This window comes from uncultured Idiomarina sp., from assembly GCF_964010655.1.
Classification (GTDB): domain Bacteria; phylum Pseudomonadota; class Gammaproteobacteria; order Enterobacterales; family Alteromonadaceae; genus Idiomarina; species Idiomarina baltica.
The window spans coordinates 1-16,419 of record NZ_CAXGLS010000049.1; the positions used below are offsets into that span (position 1 = coordinate 1).

At 47.6% G+C, this 16,419-nt stretch carries 14 protein-coding genes and 1 pseudogene; 3 read left to right on the plus strand and 12 right to left on the minus strand.

Translation table 11 applies throughout. The features are described from left to right. Positions 1-264, plus strand: a pseudogene (locus ABNS04_RS10655) (hypothetical protein); the annotation flags it as partial. 19 nt (positions 265-283) lie between these two features. On the opposite strand, the gene rcsF reads toward ABNS04_RS10655, so the two are convergent. The 11 genes from rcsF to ABNS04_RS10710 all read right to left on the minus strand — a co-directional run bounded on the left by rcsF (position 284) and on the right by ABNS04_RS10710 (position 14,027). Then, positions 284-619, minus strand: a complete 336-nt coding sequence (gene rcsF / locus ABNS04_RS10660) for an Rcs stress response system protein RcsF (RefSeq protein WP_272977641.1) — start codon at positions 617-619, stop codon at positions 284-286. A 72-nt stretch (positions 620-691) separates the two neighbouring features. After that, entirely contained in the window at positions 692-1,105 is a 414-nt protein-coding gene (locus ABNS04_RS10665; protein ID WP_006955260.1) for an H-NS family nucleoid-associated regulatory protein, read from the minus strand. A 163-nt stretch (positions 1,106-1,268) separates the two neighbouring features. Next, positions 1,269-2,915: an electron transfer flavoprotein-ubiquinone oxidoreductase gene (locus ABNS04_RS10670; protein ID WP_272977640.1), complete on the minus strand. Its 1,647-nt coding sequence runs from the start codon at positions 2,913-2,915 to the stop codon at positions 1,269-1,271. A 14-nt stretch (positions 2,916-2,929) separates the two neighbouring features. Next, positions 2,930-5,155: an EAL domain-containing protein gene (locus ABNS04_RS10675; protein WP_272977639.1), complete on the minus strand. Its 2,226-nt coding sequence runs from the start codon at positions 5,153-5,155 to the stop codon at positions 2,930-2,932. A 13-nt stretch (positions 5,156-5,168) separates the two neighbouring features. Next, complete coding sequence (locus ABNS04_RS10680) at positions 5,169-7,115, minus strand: acetoacetate--CoA ligase (protein ID WP_272977638.1); 1,947 nt, start codon at positions 7,113-7,115, stop codon at positions 5,169-5,171. 5 nt (positions 7,116-7,120) lie between these two features. After that, positions 7,121-8,035, minus strand: a complete 915-nt coding sequence (locus ABNS04_RS10685; RefSeq protein WP_272977637.1) for a hydroxymethylglutaryl-CoA lyase — start codon at positions 8,033-8,035, stop codon at positions 7,121-7,123. A gap of 2 nt (positions 8,036-8,037) precedes the next feature. After that, positions 8,038-10,011 (minus strand): acetyl/propionyl/methylcrotonyl-CoA carboxylase subunit alpha, encoded by a 1,974-nt coding sequence (locus ABNS04_RS10690; protein WP_272977636.1) that lies wholly within the window; start codon positions 10,009-10,011, stop codon positions 8,038-8,040. Positions 10,012-10,022: 11 nt separating this feature from the next. After that, positions 10,023-10,808, minus strand: a complete 786-nt coding sequence (locus tag ABNS04_RS10695) for an enoyl-CoA hydratase/isomerase family protein (protein ID WP_272977635.1) — start codon at positions 10,806-10,808, stop codon at positions 10,023-10,025. Positions 10,809-10,819: 11 nt separating this feature from the next. Next, positions 10,820-12,427 carry a carboxyl transferase domain-containing protein gene (locus ABNS04_RS10700; RefSeq protein WP_006955267.1) on the minus strand — a complete coding sequence of 536 codons (1,608 nt, stop codon included), beginning with the start codon at positions 12,425-12,427 and terminating at the stop codon, positions 10,820-10,822. A gap of 11 nt (positions 12,428-12,438) precedes the next feature. After that, positions 12,439-13,608 carry an isovaleryl-CoA dehydrogenase gene (locus ABNS04_RS10705; RefSeq protein WP_006955268.1) on the minus strand — a complete coding sequence of 390 codons (1,170 nt, stop codon included), beginning with the start codon at positions 13,606-13,608 and terminating at the stop codon, positions 12,439-12,441. After that, positions 13,605-14,027: a MerR family DNA-binding transcriptional regulator gene (locus ABNS04_RS10710; RefSeq protein ID WP_006955269.1), complete on the minus strand. Its 423-nt coding sequence runs from the start codon at positions 14,025-14,027 to the stop codon at positions 13,605-13,607. Before ABNS04_RS10710 ends, ABNS04_RS10705 begins: the two co-directional genes overlap by 4 nt. Before the next feature lie 77 nt (positions 14,028-14,104). Here ABNS04_RS10710 and ABNS04_RS10715 point away from each other — a divergent pair, with 77 nt between their 5' ends. Beyond that, positions 14,105-15,286: an acetyl-CoA C-acyltransferase gene (locus ABNS04_RS10715; protein WP_006955270.1), complete on the plus strand. Its 1,182-nt coding sequence runs from the start codon at positions 14,105-14,107 to the stop codon at positions 15,284-15,286. On the opposite strand, the gene ABNS04_RS10720 is transcribed toward ABNS04_RS10715, so the two are convergent. Next, positions 15,287-16,156 (minus strand): EamA family transporter, encoded by an 870-nt coding sequence (locus ABNS04_RS10720; protein WP_348671466.1) that lies wholly within the window; start codon positions 16,154-16,156, stop codon positions 15,287-15,289. A 66-nt stretch (positions 16,157-16,222) separates the two neighbouring features. Here ABNS04_RS10720 and ABNS04_RS10725 point away from each other — a divergent pair. After that, positions 16,223-16,419, plus strand: a 197-nt coding sequence (locus ABNS04_RS10725) for an aldehyde dehydrogenase family protein (protein WP_348671468.1), incomplete at its 3' end; no start/stop codon positions are given.

Sequence of the window (16,419 nt, forward strand, 5' to 3'; positions counted from 1 at the left end):
TCTGGCGAACTGTATACCACTAATGCCTCTTTTGAAGTGGGCGTGGGTGAGATTGACTTAGTATTGCACGGTAGTGACGTAGAGCGAGTAAAAGCCGAAGCCGGCATTGGTGACACCCGTATCCGCGGTTCGGTGCGTGGAAACTCGAATCGCGAGCGCGTATTAATGACCTCAGAGAGTGAGTTGACGAGTTCGGGTGAATATCGCATTAAAGCGGAAGTCGGAGTAGGCGATATTACCCTAGATTTTGTGGAATTGAATTAACGCATTGGCGTGGCGACAGTTACTGCTTTGGTACTATCGCCTTGCCAACGCAACTGACTTGAGTGTAACACCGAGCGCTTGAATCTGTCGGAATATTAAAGCACTGTACAGCGAATACATCTGTCGCATTGAAACGTGCTGCATCGTTACGAAGTGCTTGTTGAGCATCTAGAGTTGAAGCAGGGGCGCCACGAAAGGTTGCTTGGCAACTATCTCCAGTAACAACACTCAAGATCTTATGGTGATTCGGGTTGAGCTGCTGGTCATGCAGCTCAACATCATTGGGGGCGACATTGAGGGCTCTTAGAGCAGATTCTTGTGAACCATATTGGTTACCAGTTGAACATCCAGCCATCAATGCACTGCAAAACACAACTGCTAAGAGTATTCGAATCCCCAATGACATTCTCCAATTAAATACTTTTCACTACTTTATCAAAAACTCTTCAAGTGCACGACCGTTGTCCAACGCGTTTTGTAGTGCTTTAGGCATACGCCCCTGACCTGTCCAAGTTTTTAACTCGCCGTTTTCGTCTTTAAATTCATACTTAGGGGGTTTAGGTGCGCGCTTACGTTTTGGTGATACGAGTTTATCACCACCAATTTCATCTTCTAAAATGTCAGAAATATCAATGCCGGCTTCTTGCATGTTGCGCTTAAGTTCGGCGACTTTCTGACGTTTTTCTTCAAGTGCTTTTTCTTGTTCGAGTGCGTCTTCTTCACGCTTGCTGATTACATTTGAGAGTTTCTTTTGAATGTCATATAGCTCGTTTAAATCTAATTCTTTAAGGGCTGCGTTCAAACGACGTTCGTGTGAAATTATATTAATAAACTCGCTCATGGATTCATCTCCGATAATTAAGTAATGGGTGCAGTGTTTATAAAACAATTCTCACTGGTAATTCTATAAGTAAATGCTAAATACGAGATATATTACAATTGGATTAGCTGTTTATTTATAAACATAAAAAAAGCGAGCTAAGCTCGCTTTTTTTTCAATTGAATTACATATTGGGGTAAGTCGGGCCGCCACCCCCCTCAGGGACTACCCAAGTAATATTTTGACTCGGATCTTTTATATCGCAGGTTTTACAATGGATGCAGTTTTGTGCATTAATCTTAAACACATCTTTACCATCTTCTTCTACGACTTCGTAAACCCCCGCTGGGCAATAACGTTGTGCAGGCTCAGCGTATTCAGGTAAGTTGACAGTTAAGGGAATATCCGCATCTTTTAATTTCAAGTGGCACGGCTGATCTTCAGCATGGTTAGTATTGGATAAGAAAACCGACGACAAACGATCAAACGTCAATTTATTATCTGGCTTAGGATAATCTATCGGCTGATAATGACTTGCCTTTTCCGTGCATTTATAGTCGGGCGTCCACTCTTTAAATTTAAATGGTAATTTGCCACCGAAATAGTTTTGGTCAAGCGTATTGTAAGCACCACCTAGTACCGTACCTAATTTGTGAACTGCGCCACCGAAATTACGTGAGCGGTACAACTCATCAAATACCCATGACTTCTCAAATGCGTTTTTATAGGCTTCCAAGTCATCATGCTGCTTGCCCTCAGCGAGCGCTTTAAATACCGTTTCTGCCGCAAGCATGCCAGACTTCATCGCCGTGTGATTACCTTTTATCTTAGAAAAGTTCAGCGTGCCGGCATTACAACCTAATAGAATTCCGCCTGGGAAAGTCATCTTAGGTAATGAATAATAACCCCCTTTAGCGATCGCTCGTGCGCCGTATGTCACACGCTTACCATTTTCTAATACCGCTTTAATCGCAGGGTGGGTTTTGAATCGCTGAAACTCTTGGAATGGGTTGAGATAAGGATTCTTATAGTTCAAGTCGATAATTAAACCGACATACACCTGACCATCATCGGCATGATATAAATACCCCCCTCCTGAACCGTTGTCATTAAGAGGCCAGCCTGCGGTATGTACAACTTTACCCGGCTTGTGTTGTTCAGCCGGAATATCCCAGATTTCTTTAAAGCCGATACCGAAATGTTGTGGAGTCGCGTCTTTATCGAGTTGAAATTGTTGCAATAATTGTTTGCCTAAATGACCACGACAGCCTTCAGCAAAAAGCGTGTATTTTGCACGCAACTCCATGCCTGGCATGTAGCCATCTTTTTCTGAGCCATCTTTTGCAACGCCCATATCGCCAGTGATAACACCGCCAATACTACCGTCTTCGTTTTTAATTAACTCACTTGCGGCAAATCCCGGAAAAATTTCGATACCTAGGCTTTCAGCTTGCTCCGCTAACCAACGGCAAATGTTACCCATGCTAACGATGTAATTACCTTCGTTATGGAAGGTTTTCGGTACTGCAATATGCGGTAATTTACGACTATTTTGCGCATCATTTAATAGCAGTATTTCATCTTCTGTGACGGCTGTATTGAGCGGCGCACCGCGTTCCTTCCAATCTGGGAAGAGTTCGTTCATTGCGCGCGGCTCAAATACGGCACCTGACAATATGTGAGCACCAATATCAGCACCTTTTTCAACCACACAAATCATCAGTTCTTGCTCATTCTCTTGAGCAAGTTGCCCTAGTCGACATGCTGCCGCCAGCCCAGATGGACCGGCGCCCACGATGACAACGTCAAAGTCCATACTTTCGCGTTCCACGTTAACCTCCATAATCATGAGCTGATATCAATCGGCATCAGGCCATGATAGTTTTGCAATAGCTGTGTAATTTCGTCTGCGGGGACGGGTCGGCTGAATAAGTAGCCTTGTCCTATGCCACAGTCTCTACTTAATAAAAACTCGACTTGCTCGCTGGTTTCAATACCCTCAGCGACTAATTGAATATTTAGGTTTTTCGCTAAATTTATAATGGTTTGAACGATAACTGCATCGTCTTCGTTGTCTGGCAGATCGCGCACGAATGAGCGATCAATCTTGAGCGAAGTCACTGGAAAGTTTTTCAGGTAAGACAACGACGAATAGCCGACGCCAAAATCATCGATAGCAAGCGACATACCATGCTCACGCACGGAGTGCATAAAGTTGGTGTGCGATTGTATATTTTCGATAAACACTTGTTCCGTGAGTTCTAACTCAATACATTTGGATGATAGTCGTGCTTCGCTTACATTATCAACAATGGTGTCAACTAAGTCAGGCAGATGTAACTGCTTACCCGAGATATTGATTGCCATTGTGAGATCATTGAAGCCCATTTCGTGCCACCGTTTAAGTTGGTTACAGGCGGTCCGCATGACGTACTCGGATAGTGGTATAATTAAGCCTGTATCCTCGGCGATAGGAATAAATTGGTCAGGACCAATCACTGTACCATCATCTTTTACCCAACGTACGAGCGCCTCAAGGCCTGTAATTCGGTGGCCAAGTAACTCTACTTTCGGCTGATAATAAACTTCTAAAGCCTCTTGCTCTACTGCATGACGTAGCTGTTTGACCATTTCTAATTTTTTTGCCAAATCGCGATGCACTGCTTGGCTATATATGTGATAGGTGTTGCGGCCATTATCTTTTGCTTGATAAAGAGCCGTATCAGCATTTCGAATTAAATACTCGGGATTATTGTCCGCATCTTCAGCGAATGCGATGCCAATGGATGCACTAATGAATAGCTCGTATTCATCGACATAGAAATGAGCGTCGAGTGCTTGCAATAATTGATCGGCAAGCGTCAGGATGTGCTCACGGGATGTCGAGTGAGGTACGGCCAATAGAAACTCGTCCCCGCCCGAACGAGCCAACACAGCTTCATTGGGCGCTAGCTTTTTGATGCGGCGAGCTACCCGCTTGATCAGTTCATCGCCAACGGTATGACCGAGCGCGTCATTGACTTCTTTAAAGCGATCCAAATCAATAAATAATATTGCAGTAAGGCCGTTCTTGGCGTCATCAGCGAGCCATTCGGAAAGAATTCGCATTAACGCATTGCGGTTTATTAGACGCGTCAGGGCGTCGTGTTCAGCAAGATATGCGATTTCTTTTTCAACGCGCTCTCGCTCGTCGATTTCTGAATAAAGTTCGATGTTCGCATCTGCGAGTTGCTGGGCTTTGTATCGGCTTTGAGCAACAATATAGAACACCAAGGTCAGCATCGCCGTGATGAATAACCCGGTAAATAACAAGGTGAGGGCAAGCCCTTGTCGTTCCTCTGCAAGCCGTGCGGGCGTCATCCACACATGCAATTGCCATTGTGAGCCTAGCAGCTGAAGCGTACGGCTAACGGCCCATTGGTCTCGCAAGGTGACGTCACCGGCAAACTGATAGAGCGTCTGACCGTCGCGACTAATAGCTACTTGATAACCTTCAGAAATATTCTGCCGAATGACATTATTTAATAAATCTTGCAGACTAATGATCAATCCTAAAAAGCCTTGGCGCGAGGCATTTTCGATGCGCGAAAACATAACAATGTCGCTACCGATTCGCCCTAAGTTACCGGCACTACCTATCATCGCATGCTGATTACCCTCAGACTTAAGGAGTGTCGTTGTCAGTTCAGAACCTTTGAAAGGCGTGCCTAATAATTGAGCTTGACGATCGGGCGGATAGTATTTTTGAATGACTAAATCGGGGGATAACCACACCATAGCGGTGATACTTTGATAATAGAGTGAGATAATATTCGCATCGTCGTTCCATCTATCATCGAGCTCTTGTTTACTCTGCTTTAACTCACGCGCGAACAACTCAGTGGCGTATAAGTGCGCCACCAAGTTTTGTCGAACCTCGCGCTGAATATTATAAGCTTCGTTTTCAAGTGCCTCGCGTGCATCTATATTCTCTAGATAGCGTACATAGGAGAACGCGATGATTGAGATTAAGACCCCTGTTACTATGGTAATAACGGCTTGCTTGGCACCCGCAAAAAGCTTTAAACGCATGAATTAGACTCTCTTAACGACTGAGCTCTGGACGATCCTTAAATTCGTTCAAGGCATCGGGGTTCGCCAACGCATCGGTATTTTGTACGGGTTGCCCATGCACAACGTTACGAACCGCAAGTTCAACGATCTTACCACTAATGGTTCTTGGAATATCGTTCACTTGTAATATAACCGCAGGCACGTGTCTAGGGGTAGCGTTTGCGCGAATCGTTTGCTTGATCGTTTTTACCAAAGCATCGTCAAGCTGCGCACCCTCACGGAGACGCACAAATAGTACGACGCGCTCATCGTCGTCCCATTGTTGACCGATAGCAATGCTCTCTAGCACAACGTCCACCTTCTCAACTTGGCGGTAAATCTCGGCTGTGCCAATGCGTACACCACCTGGGTTAAGTACTGCATCCGACCGACCGTAAATAATTACGCCGTCATGTTCGGTTAACTCGGCAAAGTCGCCGTGTGCCCAGATGTTATCGAAGCGTGCAAAGTAGGCGTTAAAATAGCGTTGGCCATCGTCATCACCCCAGAACCCAACGGGCATATTGGGAAATGAATTCTCGCACACCAACTCGCCTTTTTGTTGTTTAACAGCTTCGCCTTGATCATTGTACACATTGACCGCTAAACCGAGTCCTCGACATTGTAACTCACCGCGATAAACCGGCAGGATAGGGCAGCCTAGGGCGAAACACGAAACAATGTCGGTTCCACCTGAAATTGATGATAAGCAAAGGTCAGTTTTAATATCACGGTAGACGTAGTCAAAACTTTCTGGAGGCAAGACTGAGCCTGTGGTCAATATGCTCCGCAATGCTTTTAGCTCGTGAGATTGACGCGGTTTGACATCGGCTTTTTCTAGCGCAGATAAATATTTTGCACTGGTACCGAACACGCTGATGTGCTCTTCGTCGGCAATATCCCAAAGCACTTCCGGTTTAGGAGCGAATGGTGAACCATCAAACAAGACTAACTTAGCACCTAATGCGAGCCCGCTGACCAGCCAGTTCCACATCATCCAGCCACAGGTTGTAAAGTAGAACAGCGTATCTTCACGACCTAAGTCAGTATGCAAGCCGTGTTCTTTGTAATGTTGTAATAACGTGCCGCCAGCACCGTGAACAATACATTTAGGCACGCCTGTGGTACCTGAAGAAAACATAATATAGACCGGATGGTTGAACGGCTTTCTTACAAAATCAATATGGCTAGCATCATTATCTAGGAAATCCTCGTAACGCACCATGCGAGCGTCATCGACCACCTCTGACTGACCGCTAAAGTTAACAAGTACCAAATGCTCAACAGTCGGCAAGTTGTCTGCAATTTCGCTTACTTTATCCTTTATATTGAGATTCTTTTTGTTATAAAAGTAGCCATCGACTGTAATCAGGACTTTCGGTTCAATCTGGCCAAAACGGTCGAGTACACCTTGCACACCAAAATCCGGTGAACAGGATGACCAAATTGCACCTAAGCTCGTTGTGGCAAGCATCATTACGATGGTTTCAATGCAATTGGGCATCATTCCTGCGACACGATCGCCACTCGATACACCCTGCGTTTTTAGTGCATGTGCAGCACGAGCAACTTGCAAGTAGAGTGCTTCATAGCTGAGCTCTTGGCGCTCACCGTTCTCGCCGCGAAATACCAGTGCGCTGTGGTTATCTTTATGGCGCAGTAGGTTTTCCGCAAAGTTCAACTCAGCCTCTGGAAACCACTTGGCACCTGGAAGCTTGTCTTTATCTTGAACAATGACGTCGCCCTTGTCGCCAATCACATCAAAGTAATCCCAAATCAGCGACCAAAATGCTTCGTTGTTATCAATCGACCACTGATAGAGTTCGTGATAATTCGCAAGACCCGCGTCATTATGCACGTTTATCTGTTGCAGGAAATCGCTCATGCGCGCTTCAGCGATTTGATCCGCACTGGGTTGCCAAAGTCGTTCTGCTGCCATGTTAATTATCCTTTTTTTGCCAGTTCTGCGAGTGCCACTTGAGAGCGAGGGCCATGTTCAAGGTGCTGACAAATATCAGCACCTGCACGGACGAGTGCATCAAGCTCGACGCCCGTTTTAATACCCATTCCGTTTAACATGTATACCACATCTTCGGTCGCCACATTACCGCTGGCGCCTTTTGCGTAAGGGCAACCGCCTAAGCCTGCCACCGCACTATCAACGGTATTCACGCCGAGCTCCAAACAGGCAAGAATATTAGCCAAAGCCTGCCCGTACGTATTGTGAAAGTGCAACGCCAACTGATCCGCCGGCACTACCTCAAGCACGGCTTTAACCATTTCAGCCGCTTGTAGCGGTGTACCGACACCAATTGTGTCGCCAAGAGACACTTCGTAACAGCCCATTTCGATCAATTGCTGCGCTACATGTGCGACATCTTTGAGTGGTACATCGCCTTGGTAAGGACAGCCTAGAACACACGAGACGTAGCCGCGAACGCGTACATTCGCTTGTCGTGCTTGGCTGATTACCGGACGAAAGCGCTCCAGTGACTCGTCGATAGAACAGTTGATATTACGCTGACTAAATTGTTCTGATGCGGCACCAAAAACGGCAACCTCATCAGTATTCACCGCGAGCGCGTTCTCCAATCCTTTTAGATTGGGTGTCAGAGCGGAGTAAGTAATCCCAGAGTGACGTTCTATCTGTTCCATGATCTCGCCACTGTCGGCCATCTGTGGCACCCACTTCGGGCTGACAAAACTAGCGCTTTCTATATATTTTAGGCCCGTTTTAGACAGGGCATTAATCAGCTCTATTTTAGCGGCGGTCGGAACCGCCACTTCATTTTGTAAGCCATCGCGTGGACCGACTTCGACGATATTGACTTCATCCGGCATAGCGCTGCGTTTAAACATGCTTACTCCTTCTCGGCAATAGCAACGAGTTCGTCACCATCACTCACTAAGTCACCCGAGGCAAAAAATACGTCAGTTACTTCACCTGCGCAATGTGCTTTAATGGTGTACTCCATCTTCATTGCTTCCATGATGACAAGGGCTTGGTCTTTCTCAACGTGGTCGCCTTTGCTGACCAAAACATCTGTGATTGTGCCATTCATCGGCGCGACCAGGCCTCCACCGGCGTTGTCATCGACCAAGGTATCAGCCACCTTATGGCGATGCAGTGTCACTGGACCTTGCTCGGTAAATACAGTGAGTGTGTCATCACAGGTCGCAATGTAGCGCTGATAGCGATGACCGTTCACAACAACGTTGAGCTGATCATCTCGGATACTCGCTTGGATGGCAAAGCGCTCTTCGCCAATTGTCACGCTAAAGCCATTATCTGTTTGCTCGAGCTCAACATGATTCAGTTCTTCGCCGTCACTGAATTCAACCACGTGCACGGCGGCTTCATTCAAGCGCAGTGCATCAGCACGATTCCACGGACTATTGTTGGTGTTGATTTGCGTTTGACGTTGTAATACATCAAATACTGCCGCTTCAGTGCGTACCCAATTAAGATCTTGGGTCGACTCTGGGAATAACGATTGTTCATACTGCTGGATAAATTCAGTCGTGAGATCCATGCGCATAAATGCTGGATGGCTTGCTAACCGGTGTAAAAACTCAATATTTGTATGCAAGCCCGTCACACGGTACTGCTTCAAAGCGCGTTGTAACTTCAGTAAGGCGCGATCTCGGTCAGTATCCCAAACAATCAATTTGGCGATCATCGGATCGTAGAAACTCGAGATTTCATCACCTTGCTCGACACCCGTATCGATACGCACGCCGGCATTGACTGCTGGGGTACGAAGGTGACGGATCGTGCCCGTGCTCGGTAAAAAGTCGTTGGCAGGGTCTTCTGCATAAATACGCGCTTCGAAAGCATGACCGTTAACGGTGACGGCGTCTTGCGTCAACGGTAAGCTGTCCCCAGAGGCGACCATGAGCTGCCATTCGACTAAGTCTAAGCCGGTAATCATCTCTGTTACGGGGTGTTCGACTTGTAAGCGAGTATTCATTTCCATGAAGAAAAACTCGCCACTGGCGTCGTATAAAAACTCAACCGTGCCTGCACCCACGTAGTCAATAGCTTTTGCTGCTTTGACGGCAGCTTCACCCATCGCCTGACGGGTTGTTTCCGATAACGCCGGTGCAGGAGCCTCTTCAATGACTTTTTGGTGACGGCGTTGTACCGAACAATCCCGTTCTGCAAGGTATACCGCGTTGCCATGCTGGTCGCAGAATACTTGGATCTCTACGTGGCGTGGATTACGGATAAAGCGCTCAAACAAGACTTTGTCATTGCCAAACGATGATTTCGCTTCACGTTTTGCCGAACTCAGTGCAGATTTAAAATCCTGCTCCGATTCGACCACGCGCATACCTTTACCACCACCGCCATAAGCGGCTTTTAAAAGCAGTGGGAAGCCAACCTCTTTAGCTTTGTCAAATAGCGTGTCTTCGTCTTGTTCGCTACCATGATAACCCGGAACTAAAGGCACACCCGCTTCTTCCATAATGGCTTTAGCGGCACTTTTAGACCCCATTGCAGCAATCGCCGAAACCGGTGGACCGACAAAAATAATATCATTCTGCTGACAGAGTTCAGCAAACGATTCATTCTCAGATAAAAAACCGTAACCTGGATGGATAGCATCGGCGCCGGCAGATTTTGCGACGTTGATAATCGTGTCTGCCTTTAAGTAACTTTCGTTGCTCGGTGCCGGACCAATGTAATAGGCTTCGTCAGCAAGTTGCGTATGCCGTGCCTGTGCGTCCGCAGCCGAGTATACCGCAATGGTGCGGATACCCATTTGGCGTGCCGTTTCGATAACACGGCAAGCGATTTCACCACGGTTTGCAATAAGAAGTGATTGAATCATAAATAATCCCGTTAACTTTTGCTTTGCCACTGCGGCGCGCGTTTTTCTAAAAATGCAGTGAGGCCTTCTTGACCTTCATCTGATACGCGAATTTTTGCAATTTCTTCAATAGTAAATTGGCGCACCTGTTCACTCGTGGGTTGGTGTGCAACGCCACGAATAAGGCGTTTACACGCGCCCAAGGCTTGTGGTGAATTGTTTAATAGTGCCTCAAGAAGTGATGGCAAGGTGTCTTCAAATTCTTCAACAATTTCAGTGACTAATCCTGCTTGCAAGGCTTTTTCGGCAAAGAAACGTTCGGCGGTCAACATATAACGACGCGCTTGGCGTTCACCCATAACACGTACGACATAGGGGCTTATCACTGCGGGGATGAGGCCGATTTTGACTTCGCTCAGGCAAAAACTGCTTTTGGGTTGTGCTAAAACCATGTCGCAACAGGCGGCTAAGCCAACAGCGCCGCCAAACGCAGCGCCTTGCACGAGTGCGATGGTGGGTTTGCTTAACTGATCAAGTTGGCTCATTAAGCGATCGAGACCAGCGGCATCATCGATATTTTCTTGATAATCCTTATCCGCCATGGAGCGCATCCAGTTTAAGTCGGCGCCCGCGGAAAAGTTTTTGCCATTGGAACGCAATACTAAAACGCGCGCCTGTTCAGACTCCTCAACTTCAGTTAATGCGGCAACGAGCTCAGCGATCATTTTATCGTCGAAGGCATTGTGCACTTCTGGACGGTTCAAGGTAAGCCAAGCGACGCCACGAGAATCGATTGAAAATTCAGTGTATTCACTCATGATTGCTCTCCTTACATCCGGAATACGCCGAACTGGCTGTCTTCAATTGGTGCGTTAAGTGAAGCGGCGATACTAAGGCCGAGCACATCGCGCGTTTGTGCTGGATCGATAATACCGTCATCCCACAAACGGCCCGAGGCGTAGTAAGGGTGACCTTGTTTTTCGTATTGCTCAACAATCGGCTGCTTCAGCTTGGCTTCATCTTCCGCACTCAGTTGCTCGCCTTTACGTGCAAGGTTGTCCTTGGTGACTTGAGCCATTACACCGGCGGCCTGTTCACCACCCATTACCGAAATACGTGCGTTTGGCCACATAAACATCAGGGTCGGATCGTAGGCACGTCCGCACATGCCGTAGTTACCTGCACCATAGCTCCCGCCAATCAGCACGGTAAACTTAGGTACTTTGGCACAGGATACAGCCATGACCATCTTAGCCCCATGCTTAGCGATACCCTCGGCTTCATATTTTTTTCCGACCATAAAACCGGTGATGTTTTGCAAGAACACGAGAGGAATTTTACGCTGCGCGCACAACTCAATAAAATGTGCACCTTTTTGTGCACTTTCGGAGAATAAAATACCGTTATTTGCCACGATACCGACGGGGTACCCGTGAATACGCGCAAAGCCCGTCACCAGCGTGGTACCGTAGTTCGCTTTAAACTCATCAAAATCAGAGTCATCCACGACACGCGCAATCACTTCGTGAACATCGTAAGGCTTACGTAAATCGGTGCCAACGATGCCATAGAGTTCTTTTGCATCATAACGCGGCGGTTTGCTTTCGCGTTGATCTAACTGAGTCGGTGCAGGACGGTTTAATCGTGCCACTGAACGGCGCGCTAATGCCAAAGCATGCTCGTCGTTATGGGCAAAGTGATCGGCAACACCTGAAACCCGCGTGTGTACATCGGCACCACCGAGTTCTTCGGCGCTGACTTCCTCGCCCGTTGCCGCTTTAACTAATGGCGGACCGGCAAGAAAAATAGTGCCTTGCTCTTTTACAATCACGCTCTCGTCGGCCATAGCAGGCACATAAGCACCGCCAGCTGTACATAGACCCATGACAACCGCGATCTGTGGAATGCCCTTAGCTGACATGTTGGCTTGATTAAAAAAGATGCGACCAAAGTGATCTTTATCTGGGAATACATCATCCTGACGCGGTAGGTTGGCTCCGCCTGAGTCGACTAAGTAAATACACGGCAAATGGCATCGTTCGGCAATTTCTTGCGCGCGCAGATGCTTCTTAACGGTTAACGGATAATAAGTACCGCCTTTTACCGTTGCATCGTTAGCAACGATCATGCACTCAACGCCTTCGACGCGACCAATACCCGCGACGACACCGGCCGCCGGCACATAATCGTCATACACGTCCCATGCAGCGAACTGACCGATTTCTAAAAACGCTGAACCAGCGTCAAGCAGCTTATTAATACGTTGGCGCGGTAACAGTTTACCGCGCGACAAGTGACGCTCTTGATATTTAGGACCGCCGCCTTGTTTAATTTGTTCGACTTTAGCGTTCACGTCATCAACGACCGCTTGCATCGATTCATAGTTCGCTTTGAACTGCTCGTCGCGGGTGTTGACTTTGCTTGCAAGAATAGCCACAGCGTCTCCTTTTATTTGGACTCGTTGAACAACTCACGACCAATCAGCATACGGCGGATTTCTGACGTACCGGCACCAATTTCATAAAGTTTGGCATCACGTAACAGACGTCCAGTCGGGTATTCGTTAATGTAGCCGTTACCACCGAGCAATTGAATCGCATCAAGAGCAAGTTGAGTCGCTAGCTCGGCTGCATAAAGTATTGCACCCGCTGCGTCTTTGCGCGTGGTTTCACCACGGTCGCACGATTGCGCCACCGCGTAAACGTAAGCACGCGCTGCGTTAGTGCGCGTGTACATGTCCGCAACCTTACCCTGTACCAATTGGAACTCACCAATCGCTTTGCCGAATTGGTTACGATCATGGATGTACGGTACGACGGCATCTAGACACGCTTGCATGATGCCCAGTGGACCTGCCGCAAGTACCGCGCGCTCGTAATCCAAACCACTCATTAATACTTCAACGCCGCCATTGAGTTCGCCTAGAATGTTTTCAGCAGGCACTTCAGCATCTTCGAATACTAATTCGCAGGTATTTGAACCGCGCATTCCAAGTTTGTCGAGCTTTTGGGCTTGGCTAAATCCTGGGGTGTTTTTCTCAACGATAAATGCGGTGATACCACGCGAGGCTTTTTCGGCATCGGTTTTCGCATAAATCACAAAAACGTCGGCATCGGGACCATTCGTAATCCACATTTTGTTGCCGTTCAGTACGTACTTGTCGCCTTTTTTCTCGGCTTTCAGTTTCATGCTGACCACGTCCGAACCCGCATTAGGTTCGCTCATCGCGAGCGCGCCTACATGTTCACCGGTACAGAGCTTAGGTAAGTATTTTTGTTTCTGTTCTTCGTTGCCGTTGCGTGCGATTTGGTTAACGCACAGGTTTGAATGAGCACCGTAACTTAAGCCGACAGAGGCTGATGCGCGACTTATTTCTTCCATCGCGATGACGTGTTCAAGGTAACCCATACCTGAGCCGCCATACTGTTCGTCAACTGTCAAACCGAGTAGACCCATATCCCCGAGTTTACGCCATAAATCACTTGGAAACTCATTGGCTTCATCAATTTCAGCTGCACGAGGTGCGATTTCATCGCGTGCAAATGCGTTGACTGCTTCACGAAGCATGTCCGCGGTTTCGCCTAAGCCAAAGTTAAAAGAATTAAATTGCGTAATCATAATGACTCCTGAGATGAGACTACTTTCTTGGTTGTCGTTCGCACTGACTCAAGTTCGTCTTGGCAACGTTGCTCAAGACCCGAGAGCTCAGTCAGTAATACGTTGATATCTTCCATTTGTTGCTTGAGTGATGCCTTTTTCTCGGCGATTAATTCAAGTACCTTTTCTAACTGTGCAGCCGAACTATTGTCTGCGTCATACAACTCAAATAAACGTCGGGTTTCAGCTAACGAGAAACCTAACCGCTTGCCACGTAAAATAAGTTTTAGACGGACGCGATCTTTATTATTGTAAATTCGATGTTGACCTTGACGACGAGGCGACAGTAACCCTTCGTCTTCGTAGAAGCGGATAGAACGGGTCGTAATGTCAAATTGTTTTGCCAATTCGCCGATCGTATAAGTGATTTTGTTACTCATCAGACTTGCTTTTTAGTTGACCTAAGATCTAAGCTTAGAGGAAGTTTACGTTAACGTAAAGTGGTATTGGAGGAAAGATGTCAAACGATTCGGTCGTAATTGTTGCCGCAAACCGGACAGCAATGGGGGGCTTCCAAGGTAGCCTGAGTGAAGTCAGTGCGCCTAATTTAGGGGCTACTGCGATTAAAGCTGCGTTAGGAAATAGCGGCCTCAAAGAAACCGATGTTTCTGAGGTCATTATGGGTAACGTACTGCCGGCGGGGTTAGGTCAAGCGCCCGCACGTCAGGCGATGTTATATGCCGGTTTACCGCAAAGCACAGGTGCTACGACCATTAATAAAGTCTGTGGTTCGGGCTTAAAAGCAGCGATGTTTGCAACGGACTTAATTCGTGCAGGCTCAGCAGATGTTGTTGTGGCAGGCGGTATGGAAAGTATGTCACGTGCGCCTTACTTACTTGACAAAGGCCGTAACGGGTATCGCATGGGACATGGTCAATTGTTTGACCACATGATGCTTGATGGTCTAGAGGATGCCTACGAAGGCAAAGCTATGGGTTGTTATGCGCAGGACACGGCTGACAAATACGGTCTTGACCGCGATGCAATGGATAACTTTGCGATTAACTCGCTAGAGAAAGCGCAGGCCGCTATTGAGAAAGGTTACTTCAAAGGTGAGATTACACCGTTGACGTATTCGACGCGCAAGGGTGATGTCACCGTAGATACCGACGAGCAGCCGGGCAAAGCGCGACTCGACAAGATCCCACAACTACGTCCTGCGTTTAAGAAAGATGGCACTATTACAGCTGCCAACTCAAGCTCAATCTCGGATGGGGCTGCGGCGCTTGTATTGATGCGCGAGAGTGAGGCTGCTAAGCGCGGTTTGAAACCGCTTGCTCGCGTTAAAGGGCATGCAACTCATTCTCAGGCGCCTGCTGAGTTTACTGTGGCGCCTATTGGCGCGATGGACGCGTTGTTGAACCAAGTCGGGTGGAGCAAAGAAGACGTCGATTTATGGGAAATCAACGAAGCCTTCGCCATGGTCACCATGTTAGCAATCAACGAAATGAAGCTTGACGCTAATCGCGTTAATGTTCATGGCGGTGCGTGTGCACTCGGTCATCCGATTGGTGCCAGTGGCGCCCGTTTGTTGGTGACCTTGCTACATGCATTGAAGCAACGTGGCGAAAAACGGGGCATTACCTCATTGTGTATTGGTGGTGGTGAAGCCGTCGCACTCGCCGTTGAAATGATGTAACTAACGTTTGAGGTTAATCTGCTGGCGCGAAGCTAAAACAACCGCAATAACAATTAAGCTCGCGCCCAGCAGCCACCTCAACCAGTCGGTATCGTGTTGCCAAAACAACACGTTAACGAGAATCCCGGCAGGAATTAGGGCATTGTTCATGGCAGCGAGCTGTCCGGTATTGACCCATTTGCTGGCAAGGTTCCAGCCGAGATAGCCAAGTCCGGACGCGACAATGCCGAGCCAGAACAAAATGCCCCATTGTAATGGCGTGTTAGGTAACATTTGGTGATTACCAAAGAGTAAAACGCCTAAGCCAGAAACGAGACTGGCGCCCGCGAAAAATGCGGCAAATTGTTGAATTTGATGTTGCGTTGAGCCCAGCTCGAGCCGTTTGTAAGCGACTTGGCCGGCACCAAAACATATGTTGGCGGCTTGAATCAGGGCAAAGCCAATGACAAAGTCGGTGCTGAGGCCTTGGTAGCGAATGATGGCGGCGCCTAAAACAGAGATCGCCGCGGCGAGCCACCAAGTGAATGGTAAGCGGCGGCGCCCTAAAATGATTTCGTCGATGAGTGTAATGTAAAGCGGGGTGAATATCGTGAACAATAGTACCTCGGCGACACTCAAATAGAGAAATGCGTGATACAAAAATAAGTACATTAAGCCGATTTGCACGGCACCAATTCCGGCAAGTTGAGTCAGTGTTTTAACCGAGTAAGCGTTAAGTTGACGCCATTTAAATAATGGCAAGATAGTCAACAAAGCAAGTGCCATACGGATAAATACGACCCAATAGCCATCAACTTGGCCGGCAAGGTACTCGCCGATGAGCGAGAAGCTTGCCGCCCAGAGTAACGTAATAAGAATTAAAAGTGGCACGGTATGCGTCTCTTTTAAGGATTATGAAAATTTGGTTTATAAAATAACACAACAAGAAGGTGAGTTATGTCTAAAAAAGTGCCTCTGTATATCGACGGAGAGTTTCGCGCTTCAAAAACTGAATCTTGGATTCCAGTAACCAATCCAGCGACCCAAGAAGTGATTGCCGAAGCTCCATGCGCGACTCAAGACGAGATGGAAGCTGCTGTTGCGAGTGCACGAGAAGCCTTTAAAACGTGGAAAGAAGTGCCTGTTTCTGAGCG